The following is a 16,062-nucleotide window of genomic DNA, read 5'->3' on the forward strand; positions in this document are numbered from 1 at the left end:
GACGCCTGGTGCGGCGTCCGGTGAACCGTCCCCGGGCCTGCCCCCGGCGCCCGTCACGGGGGGCAGCCGTCGAGCCGGGCGCACGCCACGAAGTGGCCCGCCTCCGCCTCGAACAGCGCGCCGGAGGCCCCGCCCGCGTGGTAGCGGCAGGCGTCCGTCGGCGCGGCGTCCTCCCAGGGGGCGTTCAGCCGGGGCACGGCGGCCAGCAGCTTGCGGGTGTAGGGGTGCAGCGGGTCGCCGAAGACCTTGTCGGTCAGCCCCATCTCGACCACCGCGCCGTTGCGCAGCACGACGGTGCGCTCGGCCAGGTAGTTGCCGAGCGACAGGTCGTGGGTGACGTACAGCACGCCCAGGCCGCGCTCCTTGAGCTCGGCCAGCAGGTTGAGCACGTCGATGCGGGTCGAGGCGTCGAGCATGCTGGTGATCTCGTCGGCGACCAGCAGCTTGATGTCCAGCAGCAGCGCCCGCGCGATGAGCAGGCGCTGGAGCTGGCCGCCGCTGAGCTGGTGGGGGTACCGGCCGAGGACCTGGCCGGGGTCGAGCCGGACGTCCTCGATGGCCGAGCGCACGCGCCCGTCCCACTCGGCGGCGGAGACCTGCGGGTAGTAGGACTCCTTGATCAGCTGGAAGACGCGGTCGGCCTTGAACACCGGGTTGTAGCAGCTGAAGGGGTCCTGGAAGACGCCCTGCACGTGCCGGTAGTACTCCTTGGCGGCCTTGACCGGCGCGCCGTCGACGGTGATCGAGCCGGCGGTGACCGGGGTGAGGCCGAGGATCATCTTGCCGATCGTGCTCTTGCCGCTGCCGCTCTCCCCGATGAGGGAGACGACCTCGCCGGAGCGCACGTCGAAGCTCACGCCGTCCACGGCGGCGAAGGTCCTCCCGCCGAACGCGCCGACCTTGTAGACCTTCGTGACGTTGTCGAGTTGCAGCATCATGCCTTCCAGCACGCGACGAAGTGGCCGGGCTCGACCTCGGCCACGGGCGGTTCCTGCGCGCACTCGTCGCCGGCGACCGGGCAGCGGGCCCGGAAGCGGCAGCCGGCCGGCGGGTCGAGCAGCGAGGGCGGGCTGCCGGCGATGCCGGACAGCTTCTTGTCGGCGTGGCGCACGCCGACCTCGGGCAGCGAGTTGATCAGGAGCCTGGTGTACGGGTGGCGCGGCGCCGTGACCATCGCCGCGGAGGGCGCCTTCTCGGCAAGTTTCCCCGCGTACATGACCATGACCGTGTCGGCGATGTGGGACGTCAGCGCGAGGTCGTGGGTGACGAAGATCATGCTCTTGACGAACCCGGCGTCGCGGAAGCCGATCAGGGCCTTGGCGACCGCCTTCTGGGTGGACACGTCGAGCGCGGAGGTGACCTCGTCGGCGATGAGCAGCGACGGGTTGAGCAGGGTGGAGATGACCATGACCATCCGCTGCTTCATGCCGCCGGACAGCTCGATGGGGTAGTTGTCCAGCACCGTGCGCGGCAGCTCGACCAGCTCCAGGCGGGACTCCAGCTCGGCCCGGTCGAGCGCGACGCCCCGGGACCGGAGCAGCTCGCCCACCATCTTCCCGATCTTGCGGGTCGGGTTCATCGCGCTCATCGAGTACTGCGGGATGAGGGAGACCTCGTGGAAGCGGAACGCGTTCATCCGCCGGTCGTCGCCGATGGGCAGCTCGCGGCCGTCGAGCTCCACCGTGCCGCCCACGTGCCGCATCCGGCCGTCCAGCCGGATGAGGCTCTTGCCCAGGGTCGTCTTGCCGCAGCCCGACTCCCCCGCCAGGCCGAGGATCTCCCCGTCCCGCATCGTGAAGGAGACGTCGTCGAGCGCCTTCACGTCGCCCTTGAGGGTGCGGTAGTACACCCTCAGCTCGCTGACCCGCAGACTCATGTCTCCCTCAGTTTCGGGTTGAAGACCTCGTCGAGCCCGACGTTGGCCACGTACAGGGCCCCGACGACCGCGGTGATCCCGGCGCCCGGGGGCAGGAACCACCACCACATGCCCAGCTGCATCGCGCTCCACTGGTTGGCGTTCTGCAGCATCAGGCCGAGCGAGATGCCCTCGGTGGGACCGAGCCCGATGAAGTCGAGCGAGGACGCGATCAGGATCGAGCCGCCGAACAGCAGGATGAACGTCATGAACAGGTAGGAGCTCATGTTCGGCGCGATCTCGCGCATGATGATCTTCCGCGTGCTGGAGCCGCTGAGCCGGGCCAGCGCCACGAAGTCCCGGGTGCGCAGCGAGAACGTCTGCGCCCGGATCGCCCGCGCCGCCCACGGCCAGGAGGTGAGCCCGATGAACAGGGCCTGGGCGGGGACGCTGCGCACGCCCAGGTAGGCGTTGATGATCAGCAGCACGGCCAGCGTCGGGATGACCAGGACGATGTTGGTCAGCATGGTGAGGACCTCGTCGACCAGGCCGCCCCGGTAGCCGGCGGTGAAGCCGACCGCCATCGCGATGACCGCCGCGATGCCGCCGCCGAGCGCGCCCACGATGAAGGTGGTCCGCAGGCCGTGCACGAACTGCGAGAACACGTCCTGGCCGAACGTCGTCGTGCCGAACCAGTGCTCGCCCGAGGGCGGCGACATGGGCGTCGTGCCGTAGGCGTTCGGGTCGGCGGCCTCCAGCAGCGCCGGGCCGGCGAAGCCGAGCAGGAAGAGGGCGAGCACGATGCCGAAGCCGGCCAGCAGCTTGCCGTTGCGCACCGCGAAGTACAGCGCCTCGCGGCGCACCCCGGCGCCGGCGGCGGCGCCCGTGGCGGGGGTCTCCTGGATCGCCGTCATGCCTGCGCACCCGCCATTCCGGCCCGCGTCCGGGGATCGACCACGACGTAGACGATGTCGATGATGAAGTTGGCGATCAGCACGCCGAGGACGATGAACATGAAGGTCCCCTGGAGCAGGAAGAAGTCCTGGTTCTGGATGGCCTTGAGGATGAGGCTGCCCAGCCCGGGGTACGAGAAGACGATCTCGGTGACCAGGGCGCCCGCCACCAGCACGCCCAGTTGCAGGGCCAGGCCGGTGATCTGGGGCAGCACCGCGTTGCGGAAGGCGTAGCGGCGGATCAGCCGCTGCGGGGCCCCCAGCGCGGACAGGTAGGTGGAGTAGTCCGACTCCAGCTCATAGATGATCATGTTGCGCATGCCGATCGCCCAGCCGCCGAGCGCGACGAGGAAGAGCGAGAGGAACGGCAGCACCCAGTGGTGCAGCAGGTCCGCGACGAACTCCCACGACAGGCTGGGCTGCAGCGAGAAGCTGTAGCCGCCCGCGACCGGGAAGACCCCCGCCACGACCCCCAGCCCCCAGGCCAGCAGCACCGCCAGCCACATGTACGGCATGGCCGTCAGGACGTAGCCGACCGGCAGCACCGTGTTGTCCAGCAGCCTGCGCCGCGCGGCCAGGGCGCCGGCCCAGTTGCCCACCACCCAGCTCAGCAGCACCGAGGGGACCATCAGCCCCAGGGTGTACGGCACCGCGCCCATGATGACCTCGCTCACCGGCGTGGGGAACACCCAGATGCTGATGCCGAAGTCGCCCTGGAGCAGCGCTCCCCAGAAGTTCGCGTACTGCTTCCACAGCGGCTGGTCGAAGCCGAACAGGCCGGTGTAGTAGGCGCGCATGGTCTCCACCGCGCCGGGGTTGCTCACCCCCGCCCGGGCCACCATGCTCGAGACCGGGTCGCCGGGCATGAAGCGCGGGACCATCCAGTTGATCGTGACGGCGACGAAGAACGTCAGGCCGTAGACCAGCAGTTTCCGACCGAAGTATTGACGCAAGGGGAAACCCTCCCACAGGGCCCCCTCCCCCGCGCCGCCCGGCGGGGAGGGAGGGGGCCGGTGCTCATCCGGTCAGGAGGCCGGCTTGATCTGCGTGAGCGTCTCGAAGCCGCCCAGCTCCAGCCAGTTGCGCCACATCGTCGGCGGCGTCTTGGGCGTGGCGCCGACCGAGGAGGGCCAGTTGGTCCAGGAGGCGTTGCTGACCTGCGACCACAGGCCGTTGTACCAGAGCGGGATGATCGGCAGCTCGTCCAGGTGGATCTTCTGGATCTCGGAGGCCACCTTCTTCATGCCCTCGGCGTCGTCGGTCTTGACCTGGTCGAGCTGCTGCACGAGCTTCCAGACGTCCTTGTTCTCGTACCGGCCGAAGTTGACGGTGTTCTGCGTCTTCTGGACCGGGAGCTGGAACATGTAGTCGTAGTAGGTCCAGGGGGTGTTCGACAGCTGCCGCTCGTTGTTGATCAGCAGGTCGAAGTCGCCCTTGCCCCGCTTGTCGACCAGGGCGTTGAAGTCGGGGAAGTCGGGGGTGATGTTGATCCCGGCCTCCTTGGCGCTGGCCGCGATGACCCGGACGGACTCCATCCAGTCGGTCCAGCCGGAGGGCACGATGATGTCCAGCTCGATCTTCGAGCCGTCCTTGTTCTCCACGAACCCGTCGCCGTCGGCGTCCTTGTAGCCGGCGTCGGCCAGCAGCTTCTTGGCCTTGGCGGTGTCGAAGGAGAAGCCCTTGTCTGCGACGACCTGCTGGTCGATGTACTGCTCCCACTGCGGCAGCAGGCCGGTGGGGCTGGCCGCCTTGACCAGGTTGCCGTAGACGCCCTCGACGATCTTCTTGGTGTCGATCGCGTTGGCGAGCGCCTTGCGGAAGGCCGGGTCGTCCATCGGCTTCTTGGTGGTGTTCAGCACCAGGAAGGCGGTGTTGGCCGAGAGCATGTACGGCGGCTCGGGGTAGTAGGTGGTGATGCCGAAGTTGCCCTTGACCAGGTTGGCCGCGCCGGGCAGGAAGTTGTTGCTGAGGTCCATGCCCTTCTGCAGCAGCAGGCCCATCGCCACCTCGTTGCTGGAGTTGACGATGTCGACGATGTACTTCGGCTTGGGCTCCATGTTGAGCGCGGTCTTGCCCCACCAGTCGTCGCGGCGCTGCCAGACGACGCGGTCCTGGTCGTGGCTCTTGTAGGTGTAGGCGCCGGTGCCGACGGGGTTCTCGTTCTTGCCGTCCAGCACCTCCTGCTCGGAGCGGCCCTGCCAGACGTGCTGCGGGACGATCGCCCGGCTGTACATCTGGAAGTCCCACTCCTGGTAGTTGGCCTTGGAGAAGGTGAACTTCACCGTCTGGTCGTCGACCGCCTCGGCCTTCTGGAGCCACTCCCAGATGTTGTGGTAGGGCACCGTCTCCATCTTGCCGAGCTCGAAGGTGAAGGCGACGTCCTTGGCGGTGAACGGCTTGCCGTCCGACCAGGTGACGCCCTGGCGGAGCTTCAGCTCGTAGGTCGTGTCGTCGGTCCAGGTGCCGCTCTGGGCCAGCCACGGGACCAGCTTGCCCGCGGTGCCGTCGAAGTGGAACAGGTGCTCGTAGACCAGGCCCTCGGTTCCGGTGGCGTAGTCCCACTCGCGCAGGGGGTTGAAGTTCGCCGGCGGACCCCACTGCGTGCCGCTGGTGTACAGCGTCTCGTTGCGGGGCAGCGCACCGCCGTTCCCCGGGGCGGCGGCGGGCGCGCTCCCCGCCTGGGAACCCTGCGGGGCCGGTGTGGTCCCTCCGCCCGAACACGCGGCGGCGGCCAGGCCGGCCGCCAGGAGCGGAACCACGATCCGCATCCGGTTTCGCATTGCGTTTCTCCTTCCCCCGCCGGGACGGCGGAGGTCCGAACGTCGTCACAGACCCCGATAGAGAAGTCCGGAGGGCCGTGGCCCTCCGGACCTGGGAGCGCTCCCAATTCATCTGCGGGGCAGGCGCGCCCCGCTCCCGAACCGGCCGCCGCCGGCGTTCCGCGGCGCGCCGTACCGGCCCACCCGGCCCGTCGCGCCCCGATCCGCCAGATTCAACTGAACCGGATAAGTACCGCGAACGTAAATTCCACGTAACCCTGGCGTCAATAGCCGTGACGCGTTCGATATGCACGACTCCGCGCCCCCGCCGGGAAAGGCGGCGCGGACCTCCTCCGATTCACCGGAACCGGCACGGGGGCACCGGACGCCGCCTCCGGTCGCGGGATCGGCGGCACCCCACGTTCACGCAGGCGGTAAGGTCGGCTCGACACAATGGCTAACCGGTTCAATCAGGGGGCTGGGTGAAGCGACCGACGATCGCCGACATCGCCCGTCAGGCGGGCGTCTCCAAAGTGGCGGTCTCCTACGCGCTGAACGACCGGCCGGGGGTGTCCGAGGCGAAACGGGCCCTCATCAAGGCCATCGCCGAGGAGATCGGCTGGCGGCCCAACAGCGCGGCGCGGGCGCTCAACGGCGCGCGGGCCAACAGCGTCGGCCTGACCGTCTGCCGCCCGGCCCGCGTCCTGGGCATGGAACCGTTCTTCATGGAGTTGATCAGCGGGATCGAGGGCGAGCTCTCCGCCCGGTCCTACGCGCTGATGCTCCAGGTGGTGGCCGATCCCGGGCAGGAGATGGAGATCTACCGCCGCTGGTGGGGCGAGCGCCGGGTGGACGGCGCGATCCTGGTCGACCTGCGCTTCGCCGACCCGCGCATCACCGAGCTGGAGGAGCTGGGCCTGCCGGCCGTGGTGGTCGGCCACCCGTCGGAGGCGGGCTCGCTGGTGCCCGTCTGGTCCGACGACACCGCCGCCGTCCGCGAGGCCGTCGAGTACCTCGTGGCGCTCGGGCACCGCAGGATCGCCCGGGTCGCGGGGCTGCCCGAGCTGGTCCACACCGTCCTGCGCGACCAGGCGTTCACCGGCGCCTGCCAGGAGCTCGGCGTGATCGGGTACACCATCACGCACACCGACTACACCGGAGAGGAGGGCGCGCGCGCCACCCGGCGCCTGATCGGCTCCCCCGCCCGGCCGACCGCGATCGTCTACGACAACGACATAATGGCCGTGGCCGGCCTGTCGGTGGCCCAGGAGATGCGGCTCGACGTGCCGCGGGACCTGTCCGTCGTGGCCTGGGACGACTCGCCGCTCTCCCAGGTCGTGCGGCCCGCCCTGACCGCGCTGACCCGCGACATCCCCTCCTACGGCGCCCGCGCCGCCCGGACCCTGCTGGCGCTGATCGCCGGTGAGGAGACCGCGGCCTTCGAGGACGAGGCGGCCCGGCTCGTCCCCCGGGGCAGCACCGCTCCGCCCCCGCCGGGCTGAGCCCCCCTCCCCGGCACGCGCGAGGCCGCGGGCGATGGGTCCGCCGTCGGGAGCGGCGGACCCCCTCCCCGGCACGCGGAAGGCCGGTACGGCATCGCCGTACCGGCCCTCACGGGATCAGGCGGTGATCAGCGGCCGTACCGCGAACCGCCGGAGTGGTCGCCGCGCCCGCCGCGGTAGCCGCCGCCGGGACGCTCCGAGCGGCGCTCGCCGCCGCGGAACTCGCCCTGGCCCGCGGAACGGTCCGAACGGAACGGCTCGCCGCGGTAGCCGCCGGAGGGGCGGTCGCCGCCGCGGAACGGCTCGCCGCGGTGGCCGCCCTCGGCCGGGCGGTCGGAGCGGAACGGCTCGCGCCGCTCGCCGCCGCGGTAGCCGCCGGAGGGGCGGTCGCCGCGGAAGGAGTCGCGCTCGCCCGCCGGACGCTCGCCGCGGTAGCCGCCGGAAGGACGGTCGCCGCCGCGGTAGCCGCCGGAAGGACGGTCGCCGCCGCGGTAGCCGCCGGAGGGGCGGTCGCCGCGGAAGGAGTCGCGCTCGCCCGCCGGACGCTCGCCGCGGTAGCCGCCGGAAGGACGGTCGCCGCCGCGGTTGTCGTCACCGAAGGAGCGCTCGCGGGCCGGGCGGCCCTCGCCCTCGAACCGGTCGCGGAACCGGCGCGGGCCGCGGCCCCCTCCGCCGCCGAAGCCCTCACGGCGCTGGCGCTGCTTGGCCGCGGGGGCCGCGGGCTCCCAGACCGGGATCGGCTCGCCGCTGGGCCGCCGGGCCCCGGCGATCTCCTCCAGGCGCGGGTGGCCGGGGGTGGCCTTGAGGCGGAACGGCTTGATGCCCGCGCGGCGGGTCATCGCGTCGGTGGAGCGGCGCTCGTTGGGGAGCACCAGCGTCAGGACGGTGCCCTTCTCCCCGGCGCGGGCCGTGCGGCCGCCGCGGTGCAGGTAGCTCTTGTGGTCCTGCGGCGGGTCGACGTGCAGCACGAGGCTGATGTTGTCGACGTGGATGCCGCGGGCCGCGACGTCGGTGCAGACCAGGACGTTGATCGCGCCTTCCTTGAACTCCGCCAGGATGCGGGTGCGCTGGTTCTGGCGCTTGCCGCCGTGCAGGCCGCCGGCCTTGATGCCGACCTGGGCGAGCTGCTTGCACAGGCGGTCCACGCCGTGCTGGGTGCGGACGAAGATGATCGTCCGGCCCTCGCGGTTGGCGATCTCGGCGGTCACCGGGAACTTGTCGTCGCGGTGCACCTCCAGGACGTGGTGCTCCATGGTGTCCACCGAGGAGGCCGCCGGGGCCATCGAGTGGGTGACCGGGTCGGTCAGGAAGCGCCGGACGAGCTTGTCCACGTCGCCGTCGAGGGTGGCGGAGAACAGCAGGCGCTGGCTGTCGGCCGGGGTCTGCTGCAGGATCGCGCTGACCACGGGGAAGAAGCCGAGGTCGCACATGTGGTCGGCCTCGTCCAGGATGCTCACCTGGACCTCGTCCAGGGTGCACTCGCCCTGCTGGATCAGGTCGGTCAGCCGGCCGGGCGTCGCCACGACGACCTCGACGCCGCGGCGCAGCGCCTCGATCTGGCGGCCCATGGACATGCCGCCGACGACGGTCTTCATCCGCAGCGACAGGCCCCGGCCGAGCGGCTCCAGCGCGTCGGTGACCTGCATGGCCAGCTCACGGGTCGGCACCAGGACGACGGCGAGCGGGTGGCCCGGACGGGCCTTGCGCCCGGCGATGCGGGCCATCATCGGCAGGCCGAAGGCCAGCGTCTTGCCGGACCCGGTCTGGCCGCGACCGAGCACGTCGATCCCGGACAGGATGTCGGGGATGGTGGCGCGCTGGATCGGGAAGGGGCTGTCGATGCCCTGCCGGGACAGGCCGGTCACCAGGGGCTTCGGCAGGCCGAGGAGGGTGAACTCGGAGACGCCGTCGGGGATCTCGGGGACGTCGATGACATCGATGTTCTCGGGCAGGGCAGCGTCGAGCATGGTCACGAAGACTCGTGCCTTTCGGTAGAAGAACGGGGCACGTCACTTCTGCGAAAGGACGAGCCTGGAGCGCGCGGCCGTGAGGCCGCGCTCGGTCGACGCCCACTTCGGAGGGGCGGTGGTGCGGTGCAAGTCGAGGCGCACCGCACGGGGCGGGTGTAGCTTACCCGCACGCAGTCAAACCACGATCAAGCATTCCCGGCGTTCGCAGTGCCGGGTCGGTCGGGGCGCACGCCGTTGAGGGGCGGACGCTTGTCCGTCGATGGAGACAACGCTCCGCACCGGGCGTTTCTTCCCGGCGCATGGCATTCTCTCACACATTCCGGTACGGCCCGCAACCCGAAAAGCCGCGAGCCGTACCGGAGACGAGGGTGCTCAGACGTTGAAACCGAGCATCCGCAGCTGGTCGCGGCCCTCATCGGTGATCTTGTCGGGCCCCCACGGCGGGAGCCAGACCCAGTTGATCTTCACGTCGGAGACCATGCCGTCCAGCGCCGAGTGCGCCTGCTCCTCGATGACGTCGGTCAGCGGGCAGGCCGCGCTGGTCAGCGTCATGTCGATGGTCGCCACCGGCGGCGCCCCGGCCTCCGCGGGGTCGAGGTTGACCCCGTAGATCAGGCCGAGGTCCACCACGTTGATGCCGAGCTCGGGGTCGACGACGTCCTTGAGGGCCTCCATGACCTCGTCAAGGGTCGTCTCCCCGTCGTACGACGCCCCGGTGGGCGTCTCCACGGGCCTGCTCATCGGGCCTCCTTCTCCGGTGTCCGAAAGAGACGGACTCCCCTGTTCGTGACCGGTTCGCTCATCGTCACGCGCTCCTCGCGACCGCGTCCTTGTAGGCCATCCAGGCCAGCAGCGCGCACTTGACCCGGGCCGGGAACTTGGCGACCCCGGCGAACGCCACCGCGTCGCCCAGCACGTCCTCGTCGGCCTCCACCTTGCCCCTGCCCTGCATCAGTCGGGTGAACTCGTCCACCACCGCCAGCGTCTCCGGCACGGTCGACCCGGTGGCCAGCTCGTGCAGGACCGAGGCGGCGGCCTGGCTGATCGAGCAGCCCTGGCCGTCGTAGGAGACGTCCTCGACCGTGCCGCCGTCGCCCAGCTTCACCCGCATGGTGATCTCGTCGCCGCAGGTCGGGTTGACGTGGTGGACCTCGGCGTCGAAGGGGTCGCGCAGACCGCGCCCCTGCGGATGCTTGTAGTGCTCCAGGATCAGCTCCTGGTACATGGACTCGGCGATCATCGGGTCGCGCTCACCTTCTCGTTCGCTGCGCACGACAGGCCGCCGGTCCACCGGTTCGACTGCGCCGGCATGACTAGGCGAACACCTTCTGCACGTGGTGGAGGCCGCGGACCAGGGCGTCGATCTCGGCCGTTGTGGTGTACAGGTAGAAGGACGCCCGCGTCGTGGCGGGGATCCCGAACCTCAGGTGGAGGGGGCGGGCGCAGTGGTGCCCCACGCGCACGGCCACGCCGAACTCGTCGTCCAGGATCTGGCCGACGTCGTGCGGGTGGACGCCCCGCAGGGTGAAGGAGACCGTGCCGCCCCGGTCCTGCAGGTCCTGCGGCCCGATCACCTTCAGGCCGGGCAGCTCGCCCAGCGCCTGGAGGGCGTACGCCGTCAGCTCGCGCTCGTGGCGGGCCACCGCGTCCAGGCCGACCGCCGACAGGTAGTCCACCGCGGCGCCGAGGCCGACGGCCTCGACGATCGGCGGGGTGCCCGCCTCGAACTTGTGCGGCGCGGGCGCGTAGGTCGAGCGGTCCATCCAGACCGCCTCGATCATCTCGCCGCCGCCCAGGAACGGGGGCATGGCCTCCAGCAGTTCCGCGCGGGCCCACAGCACGCCGATCCCGGAGGGTCCGACGGCCTTGTGCCCGGTGAACGCCAGGAAGTCGACGCCCAGCGCGGCCACGTCGACCGGCTTGTGCGGGACCGACTGGGAGGCGTCCAGCATGAGCAGGGCGCCGACCTGCCGGACCCGGGCGAGGATCGGCTCGACGGGGTTGACCGTGCCGAGCACGTTCGACTGGTGCGCGACCGACACGATCTTCGTGCGCTCGGTGACCAGCTCCTCGATGCCCGACAGGTCCAGGCGGCCCTCGTCGGTGACGGGGAACCACTTCAGGGTCGCGCCGGTGCGCGCCGCCAGCATCTGCCAGGGCACGATGTTGGAGTGGTGCTCCATCTCCGAGACGACGATCTCGTCGCCGGGCCCCAGGGTGAACCTGGGGTCGGAGTTGGTGGGGTTGCCGAAGGCGTAGGCCACCAGGTTGAGCGCCTCGGAGGCGTTCTTGGTGAAGACGACCTCGTCGCGGCTCGGCGCGCCGACGAAGGCGGCGACCTTGTCCCGGGCGTCCTCGTAGGCCTCGGTGGACTCGGCGCCCAGGGCGTGCATGGCGCGGCCCACGTTGCCGTAGTGCACCGCCAGGTGCTCGCGCATGGCCTCGATCACCTGGGTGGGCTTCTGCGAGGAGTTGCCCGAGTCGAGGTAGACCAGCGGCCGACCGCCGGGCAGCTCGCGGGAGAGGATCGGGAAGTCCTTCCTGATCCTGTCCACGTCGAACGCAGGAGTGCTCACCGGCCGCTCACCGCTCCCTGCCGTCGTCGTCACCGTCGTCACCGCCGTCGTCGTCACGTCGTCACCGCCGCGTCCCCGCCCGTCCGAGCGGTCTCACGCGGAGGCCTTGGTGTACGCCTCGTAGCCCTCCGCCTCCAGCTTGTCGGCGAGCTCGGGACCGCCCTCCTCGACGACCCGGCCGGCGGCGAAGACGTGGACGAAGTCCGGCTTCACGTAGCGCAGGATGCGGGTGTAGTGGGTGATCAACAGCACGCCGGTCTCACCGGAGGCGCGGAAGCGGTTGATGCCCTCGGAGACGACGCGCAGGGCGTCGACGTCCAGGCCGGAGTCGGTCTCGTCGAGGACGGCGATCTTCGGCTTGAGCAGCTCCAGCTGGAGGATCTCGTGACGCTTCTTCTCGCCGCCGGAGAAGCCCTCGTTCAGGTTGCGCTGGGCGAAGGCGGCGTCGATGGACAGGGCGTCCATGCCGGCCTTCAGGTCCTTGGCGAACTGGCGGAGCTTGGGGGCCTCGCCGTTGACCGCGGTGACCGCCGAGCGCAGGAAGTTGGAGACGGAGACGCCGGGGACCTCGACGGGGTACTGCATGGCGAGGAACAGGCCGGCGCGGGCGCGCTCGTCCACCGACAGCTCGAGCAGGTCGACGCCGTCCAGCAGGACCTGGCCGCCGGTGACGGTGTACTTCGGGTGACCGGCGATCGCGTAGGCGAGGGTGGACTTGCCGGAGCCGTTGGGGCCCATGATGGCGTGCGTCTCACCGGCCCTCACGGTCAGGTTGACGCCGCGCAGGATCTGCTTGTCCTCGACGGCGACCTGGAGGTCGCGGATCTCAAGGGTTGACCCCGAGCGGACTCGGCTCGAATCAGACACTTATGACTCCTTCGAGAGCGAGACGAGCACGTCGTCGCCGTCGATCTTGACTCGGTAAACGGGAACGGGCTTGTTGGCGGGCGGGCCGGTGGGCTTGCCCGAGCGCAGGTCGAAGCACGAGCCGTGCAGCCAGCACTCCAGGGTGCCGTCGTAGACCTCGCCCTCGCTGAGCTTGACCTCGGCGTGCGAGCACACGTCGTGCAGCGCGTGGACCTCGCCGCCCTGGCGGACCAGGGCGACGGGGGTGTCGCCGACCTCGACGCCGATCACTCCCCCGTCGGGGATGTCGGCGAGCTTGCAGACGGTCTCGAACGTCACCGCTCGAGCTCCGCCTCGACCCTGGCGAACACGCGCTCGCGGAGCTCGGGGAGCTCGATCTTCTCCAGCAGCTGCGCGAAGAAGCCCCGGATGACCAGGCGCCGGGCCTCGTCGAACGGGATGCCGCGGGCCTGCAGGTAGAAGATGTGCTCGTCGTCCAGCCGGCCGGAGGCGCTGGCGTGGCCCGCCCCCGCGACCTCACCGGTGAGGATCTCCAGGTTCGGCACCGAGTCGGCGCGGGCGCCGTCGGTGAGCAGCAGGTTGCGGTTGAGCTCGTAGGTGTCGGTGCCCTCGGCCTCGACCCGGATGATCACGTCGCCGATCCAGACCGCGTGGGCGCCCTCGCCCTGCAGCGCGCCCTTGTAGACCACGTTGCTCCTGCAGTCGGGCTGCGAGTGGTCCACCAGCAGGCGGTGCTCCAGGTGCTGGCCGGCGTCGGCGAAGTACAGGCCGGTCAGGTCGGCGTCGCCGCCGGGGGCGGTGTAGGCGACCGACGGCGAGAGCCGCACCAGGTCGCCGCCGAGGGTGACCACGAAGCTGCGGAAGGTCGCGTCCCGGCCCAGCCGGGCGTGGTGGTGGGAGACGTGCACCGCGTCGTCGGCCCAGTCCTGCAGGCTGACGACCTTGAGCGTGGCGCCGTCGCCGACGACGAACTCGACGTTGTCGGCGTAGACCGCGCTGCCGGTGTGCTCCAGGACGACGACGGCCTCGGCCATCGGCTCCAGCACCACGACGGTGTGGCCGAAGGCCGCGCCCTCGCCCGAGCCGGTGAAGGTGATCACCGTCGGCGCGGAGGCGACCGCCTCGCGCGGGAAGGTGACCACGGTCGCCTTCTCGAAGGAGGCGTAGGCCTGCGCGCTGACCCGGTCGGCCGGCACGTAGGCCGCGCCGATGCGGGCGTCGCCGCGGCCGGCGGTCTCGACCGCGGCCTCGGGGGCCGCGTCCACGGTCACCAGCACGCTGCCGGAGGCGGCGGCGGTGCCGTCGTGCAGGCCCTTCAGCCGGGAGAGCGGGGTGAAGCGCCACTCCTCCTCGCGGCCGGTCGGAACCTCGAAGTCGGCCGGATCATAGGACGACTTCGCGTGCAGGCTCGACAAGGGTTTGGTTTCCAGGCCCATCAGCCGACGGCCCCTTCCATCTGCAGCTCGATCAGGCGGTTCAGTTCCAGCGCGTACTCCATCGGCAGCTCGCGCGCGATCGGCTCGACGAAGCCGCGCACGATCATCGCCATCGCCTCGTCCTCGCCCAGGCCGCGGCTCATCAGGTAGAACAGCTGGTCGTCGGAGACCTTGGAGACGGTGGCCTCGTGCCCCATCGACACGTCGTCCTCGCGGACGTCGACGTAGGGGTAGGTGTCGGAGCGGCTGACCTGGTCGACCAGGAGCGCGTCGCACTTGACCGTGCTGGCGCTGCCGTGCGCGCCCTCCTCGATCTGGACCAGACCGCGGTAGGAGGTGCGGCCGCCGCCGCGGGCGACGGACTTGGAGATGACGGTGGAGGAGGTGTGCGGCGCCAGGTGCACCATCTTGGCGCCGGCGTCCTGGTGCTGGCCCTCTCCGGCGAAGGCGACGCTCAGCGTCTCGCCCTTGGCGTGCTCGCCCATCAGGTAGACGGCCGGGTACTTCATGGTGACCTTGGAGCCGATGTTGCCGTCGATCCACTCCATGGTCGCGCCCTCGTAGGCCACGGCGCGCTTGGTGACCAGGTTGTAGACGTTGTTCGACCAGTTCTGGATGGTCGTGTAGCGGCAGCGGGCGCCCTTCTTCACGACGATCTCCACGACCGCGCTGTGCAGCGAGTCGGAGGAGTAGATCGGCGCGGTGCAGCCCTCGACGTAGTGGACGTAGGAGTTCTCGTCCACGATGATCAGGGTCCGCTCGAACTGGCCCATGTTCTCGGTGTTGATCCGGAAGTAGGCCTGGAGCGGGATCTCGACGTTGACGTTCGGCGGCACGTAGATGAAGGAGCCGCCGGACCAGGTCGCGGTGTTCAGCGCGGCGAACTTGTTGTCGCCGACCGGGATGACCGAGCCGAAGTACTCCTTGAAGAGCTCCTCGTGCTCGCGCAGGCCCGTGTCGGTGTCGACGAAGATGACGCCCTTCTCCTCGAGGTCCTCACGGATCTTGTGGTAGACGACCTCGGACTCGTACTGGGCGGCGACGCCGGCGATGAGGCGCTGCTTCTCCGCCTCCGGGATGCCGAGCTTGTCGTAGGTGTTCTTGATGTCCTCGGGCAGCTCGTCCCAGGAGGTCGCCTGCTTCTCGGTGGAGCGCACGAAGTACTTGATGTTGTCGAAGTCGATGCCCGAGAGGTCGGAGCCCCAGGTCGGCATGGGCTTCTTGCCGAAGAGGCGCAGCCCCTTGAGCCGGAGGTCCAGCATCCATTCCGGCTCGTTCTTGAGCGCGGAGATGTTGCGGACGACCTCCTCCGACAGGCCTCGCCTCGCCGCGGCGCCGGCCACGTCAGAGTCGGCCCAGCCGAACTTGTAATTCCCGAGGCCTTCCAGCTCCGGGCGGTCGGTGACAGTCACCTTCCGGTCTCCTTGCTCGATTCGTCGATCGTTCTATGACGGGGCGGGCTCACGTGGGTGGTGCACACCCCGTCGCCGTGGGCGATGGTCGCGAGCCGCTGCACGGGAGTGCCGAGGATCTGCGCGAACGCCTCCGTCTCGGCCTCGCACAGCTGCGGGAACTCCGCGGCCACGTGCGCCACCGGGCAGTGGTGCTGGCACAGCTGCTCGCCGCCGACCTCGGCCTTGCTCGCCGAGGCGGCGTAGCCGTCGGCCGAGAGCGCCTCGGCCAGGACGCGGACCCGCTGGTCGGCGGGGACCTCGTCCATCCCGGGGCGCAGGCGGCCGACCAGCCCGGACACCTGCGACCGCGCGAACTCGGCCACGGCCTCCTCGCCCAGGCGGTCGGCCAGGAAGCGCAGGGCGCTTCCCGCCAGGCCGTCGTAGGCGTGCTCGAAGGCGCTGCGCCCGGCGTCGGTGATGGCGAACAGTTTCGCCGGCCGTCCCCGGCCACGCTGCCCGCGGGGCCGCGCCGTACGGGGTTCGATCATCCCGTCGGCGAGCAGCGCGTCCAGGTGGCGGCGGACGGCGGCGGGGGTGAGCCCGAGCCGTTCGCCGAGGGCGGCGGCGGTGATGGGTCCGTGCTCCAGGATGAGCCGGGCGACGCGCGCACGCGTGCCGCTCTCGGCGGGCACGCCGGAGTGCCGCGCTTCGGCGGCCTCCCGTGTGTCCGACATCCGGTTCACGTATTTC

General features: G+C 70.5%; 15 protein-coding genes. 1 reads left to right on the plus strand and 14 read right to left on the minus strand.

Annotation, left to right across the window (positions count from 1 at the left end; genetic code table 11):
• Positions 1 to 53: 53 nt before the first annotated feature.
• The 5 genes from HS045_RS22270 to HS045_RS22290 form a co-directional block, all read right to left on the minus strand.
• Positions 54 to 935, minus strand: coding sequence for an ATP-binding cassette domain-containing protein (locus tag HS045_RS22270; protein ID WP_196453787.1), 882 nt, complete (start codon positions 933 to 935; stop codon positions 54 to 56).
• A complete protein-coding gene (locus HS045_RS22275) occupies positions 935 to 1,876 on the minus strand; it encodes an ABC transporter ATP-binding protein (RefSeq protein ID WP_196453367.1) in 942 nt (313 codons plus the stop codon). The genes HS045_RS22270 and HS045_RS22275 overlap by 1 nt, the downstream gene beginning before the upstream one ends.
• A complete protein-coding gene (locus HS045_RS22280; RefSeq protein WP_196453368.1) occupies positions 1,873 to 2,769 on the minus strand; it encodes an ABC transporter permease in 897 nt (298 codons plus the stop codon). Before HS045_RS22280 ends, HS045_RS22275 begins: the two co-directional genes overlap by 4 nt.
• Positions 2,766 to 3,761: an ABC transporter permease gene (locus tag HS045_RS22285; protein WP_196453369.1), complete on the minus strand. Its 996-nt coding sequence runs from the start codon at positions 3,759 to 3,761 to the stop codon at positions 2,766 to 2,768. Before HS045_RS22285 ends, HS045_RS22280 begins: the two co-directional genes overlap by 4 nt.
• 72 nt (positions 3,762 to 3,833) lie before the next feature.
• Positions 3,834 to 5,588, minus strand: a complete 1,755-nt coding sequence (locus HS045_RS22290; RefSeq protein WP_196453370.1) for an ABC transporter substrate-binding protein — start codon at positions 5,586 to 5,588, stop codon at positions 3,834 to 3,836.
• Between the two features lie 461 nt (positions 5,589 to 6,049).
• On the opposite strand from HS045_RS22290, the gene HS045_RS22295 reads away from it, so the two are divergent.
• Entirely contained in the window at positions 6,050 to 7,069 is a 1,020-nt protein-coding gene (locus tag HS045_RS22295) for a LacI family DNA-binding transcriptional regulator (protein ID WP_196453371.1), read from the plus strand.
• 128 nt (positions 7,070 to 7,197) lie between these two features.
• On the opposite strand, the gene HS045_RS22300 is transcribed toward HS045_RS22295, so the two are convergent.
• The 9 genes from HS045_RS22300 to HS045_RS22340 all read right to left on the minus strand — a co-directional run bounded on the left by HS045_RS22300 (position 7,198) and on the right by HS045_RS22340 (position 16,046).
• Positions 7,198 to 9,036 (minus strand): DEAD/DEAH box helicase, encoded by a 1,839-nt coding sequence (locus HS045_RS22300; RefSeq protein ID WP_196453788.1) that lies wholly within the window; start codon positions 9,034 to 9,036, stop codon positions 7,198 to 7,200.
• A 375-nt stretch (positions 9,037 to 9,411) separates the two neighbouring features.
• Complete coding sequence (locus HS045_RS22305) at positions 9,412 to 9,780, minus strand: metal-sulfur cluster assembly factor (RefSeq protein WP_068899216.1); 369 nt, start codon at positions 9,778 to 9,780, stop codon at positions 9,412 to 9,414.
• Positions 9,781 to 9,844: 64 nt separating this feature from the next.
• A complete protein-coding gene (sufU, locus tag HS045_RS22310) occupies positions 9,845 to 10,279 on the minus strand; it encodes a Fe-S cluster assembly sulfur transfer protein SufU (RefSeq protein ID WP_196453789.1) in 435 nt (144 codons plus the stop codon).
• A 73-nt stretch (positions 10,280 to 10,352) separates the two neighbouring features.
• The gene (locus HS045_RS22315; RefSeq protein ID WP_374191410.1) at positions 10,353 to 11,657 is read right to left on the minus strand and encodes a cysteine desulfurase; all 1,305 of its coding nucleotides are present in this window, start codon (positions 11,655 to 11,657) and stop codon (positions 10,353 to 10,355) included.
• Positions 11,658 to 11,708: 51 nt separating this feature from the next.
• A complete protein-coding gene (sufC, locus tag HS045_RS22320; protein ID WP_196453791.1) occupies positions 11,709 to 12,440 on the minus strand; it encodes a Fe-S cluster assembly ATPase SufC in 732 nt (243 codons plus the stop codon).
• A 42-nt stretch (positions 12,441 to 12,482) separates the two neighbouring features.
• A complete protein-coding gene (locus HS045_RS22325) occupies positions 12,483 to 12,800 on the minus strand; it encodes a non-heme iron oxygenase ferredoxin subunit (RefSeq protein WP_196453372.1) in 318 nt (105 codons plus the stop codon).
• Positions 12,797 to 13,918, minus strand: coding sequence for a Fe-S cluster assembly protein SufD (sufD, locus tag HS045_RS22330; RefSeq protein WP_196453373.1), 1,122 nt, complete (start codon positions 13,916 to 13,918; stop codon positions 12,797 to 12,799). The genes HS045_RS22325 and sufD overlap by 4 nt, the downstream gene beginning before the upstream one ends.
• Entirely contained in the window at positions 13,918 to 15,330 is a 1,413-nt protein-coding gene (gene sufB, locus HS045_RS22335; RefSeq protein WP_196453374.1) for a Fe-S cluster assembly protein SufB, read from the minus strand. The genes sufD and sufB overlap by 1 nt, the downstream gene beginning before the upstream one ends.
• Complete coding sequence (locus HS045_RS22340) at positions 15,327 to 16,046, minus strand: metalloregulator ArsR/SmtB family transcription factor (RefSeq protein ID WP_196453375.1); 720 nt, start codon at positions 16,044 to 16,046, stop codon at positions 15,327 to 15,329. Before HS045_RS22340 ends, sufB begins: the two co-directional genes overlap by 4 nt.
• Between the last annotated feature and the right edge of the window lie 16 nt (positions 16,047 to 16,062).

Origin of the sequence: Planomonospora sp. ID82291 (genome assembly GCF_015711645.1) — a bacterium.
Lineage (GTDB): Bacteria > Actinomycetota > Actinomycetes > Streptosporangiales > Streptosporangiaceae > Planomonospora.

Bases quoted from the DNA above. Each gene is read 5' to 3' on its own strand.
- HS045_RS22270 (WP_196453787.1), bottom strand. From the start codon at position 935: ATGCTGCAACTCGACAACGTCACGAAGGTCTACAAGGTCGGCGCGTTC.
- HS045_RS22275 (WP_196453367.1), bottom strand. From the start codon at position 1,876: ATGAGTCTGCGGGTCAGCGAGCTGAGGGTGTACTACCGCACCCTCAAG.
- HS045_RS22280 (WP_196453368.1), bottom strand. From the start codon at position 2,769: ATGACGGCGATCCAGGAGACCCCCGCCACGGGCGCCGCCGCCGGCGCC.
- HS045_RS22290 (WP_196453370.1), bottom strand. From the start codon at position 5,588: ATGCGAAACCGGATGCGGATCGTGGTTCCGCTCCTGGCGGCCGGCCTG.
- HS045_RS22300 (WP_196453788.1), bottom strand. From the start codon at position 9,036: ATGCTCGACGCTGCCCTGCCCGAGAACATCGATGTCATCGACGTCCCC.
- HS045_RS22305 (WP_068899216.1), bottom strand. From the start codon at position 9,780: ATGAGCAGGCCCGTGGAGACGCCCACCGGGGCGTCGTACGACGGGGAG.
- sufU (WP_196453789.1), bottom strand. From the start codon at position 10,279: ATGATCGCCGAGTCCATGTACCAGGAGCTGATCCTGGAGCACTACAAG.
- sufD (WP_196453373.1), bottom strand. From the start codon at position 13,918: ATGGGCCTGGAAACCAAACCCTTGTCGAGCCTGCACGCGAAGTCGTCC.
- HS045_RS22340 (WP_196453375.1), bottom strand. From the start codon at position 16,046: ATGTCGGACACACGGGAGGCCGCCGAAGCGCGGCACTCCGGCGTGCCC.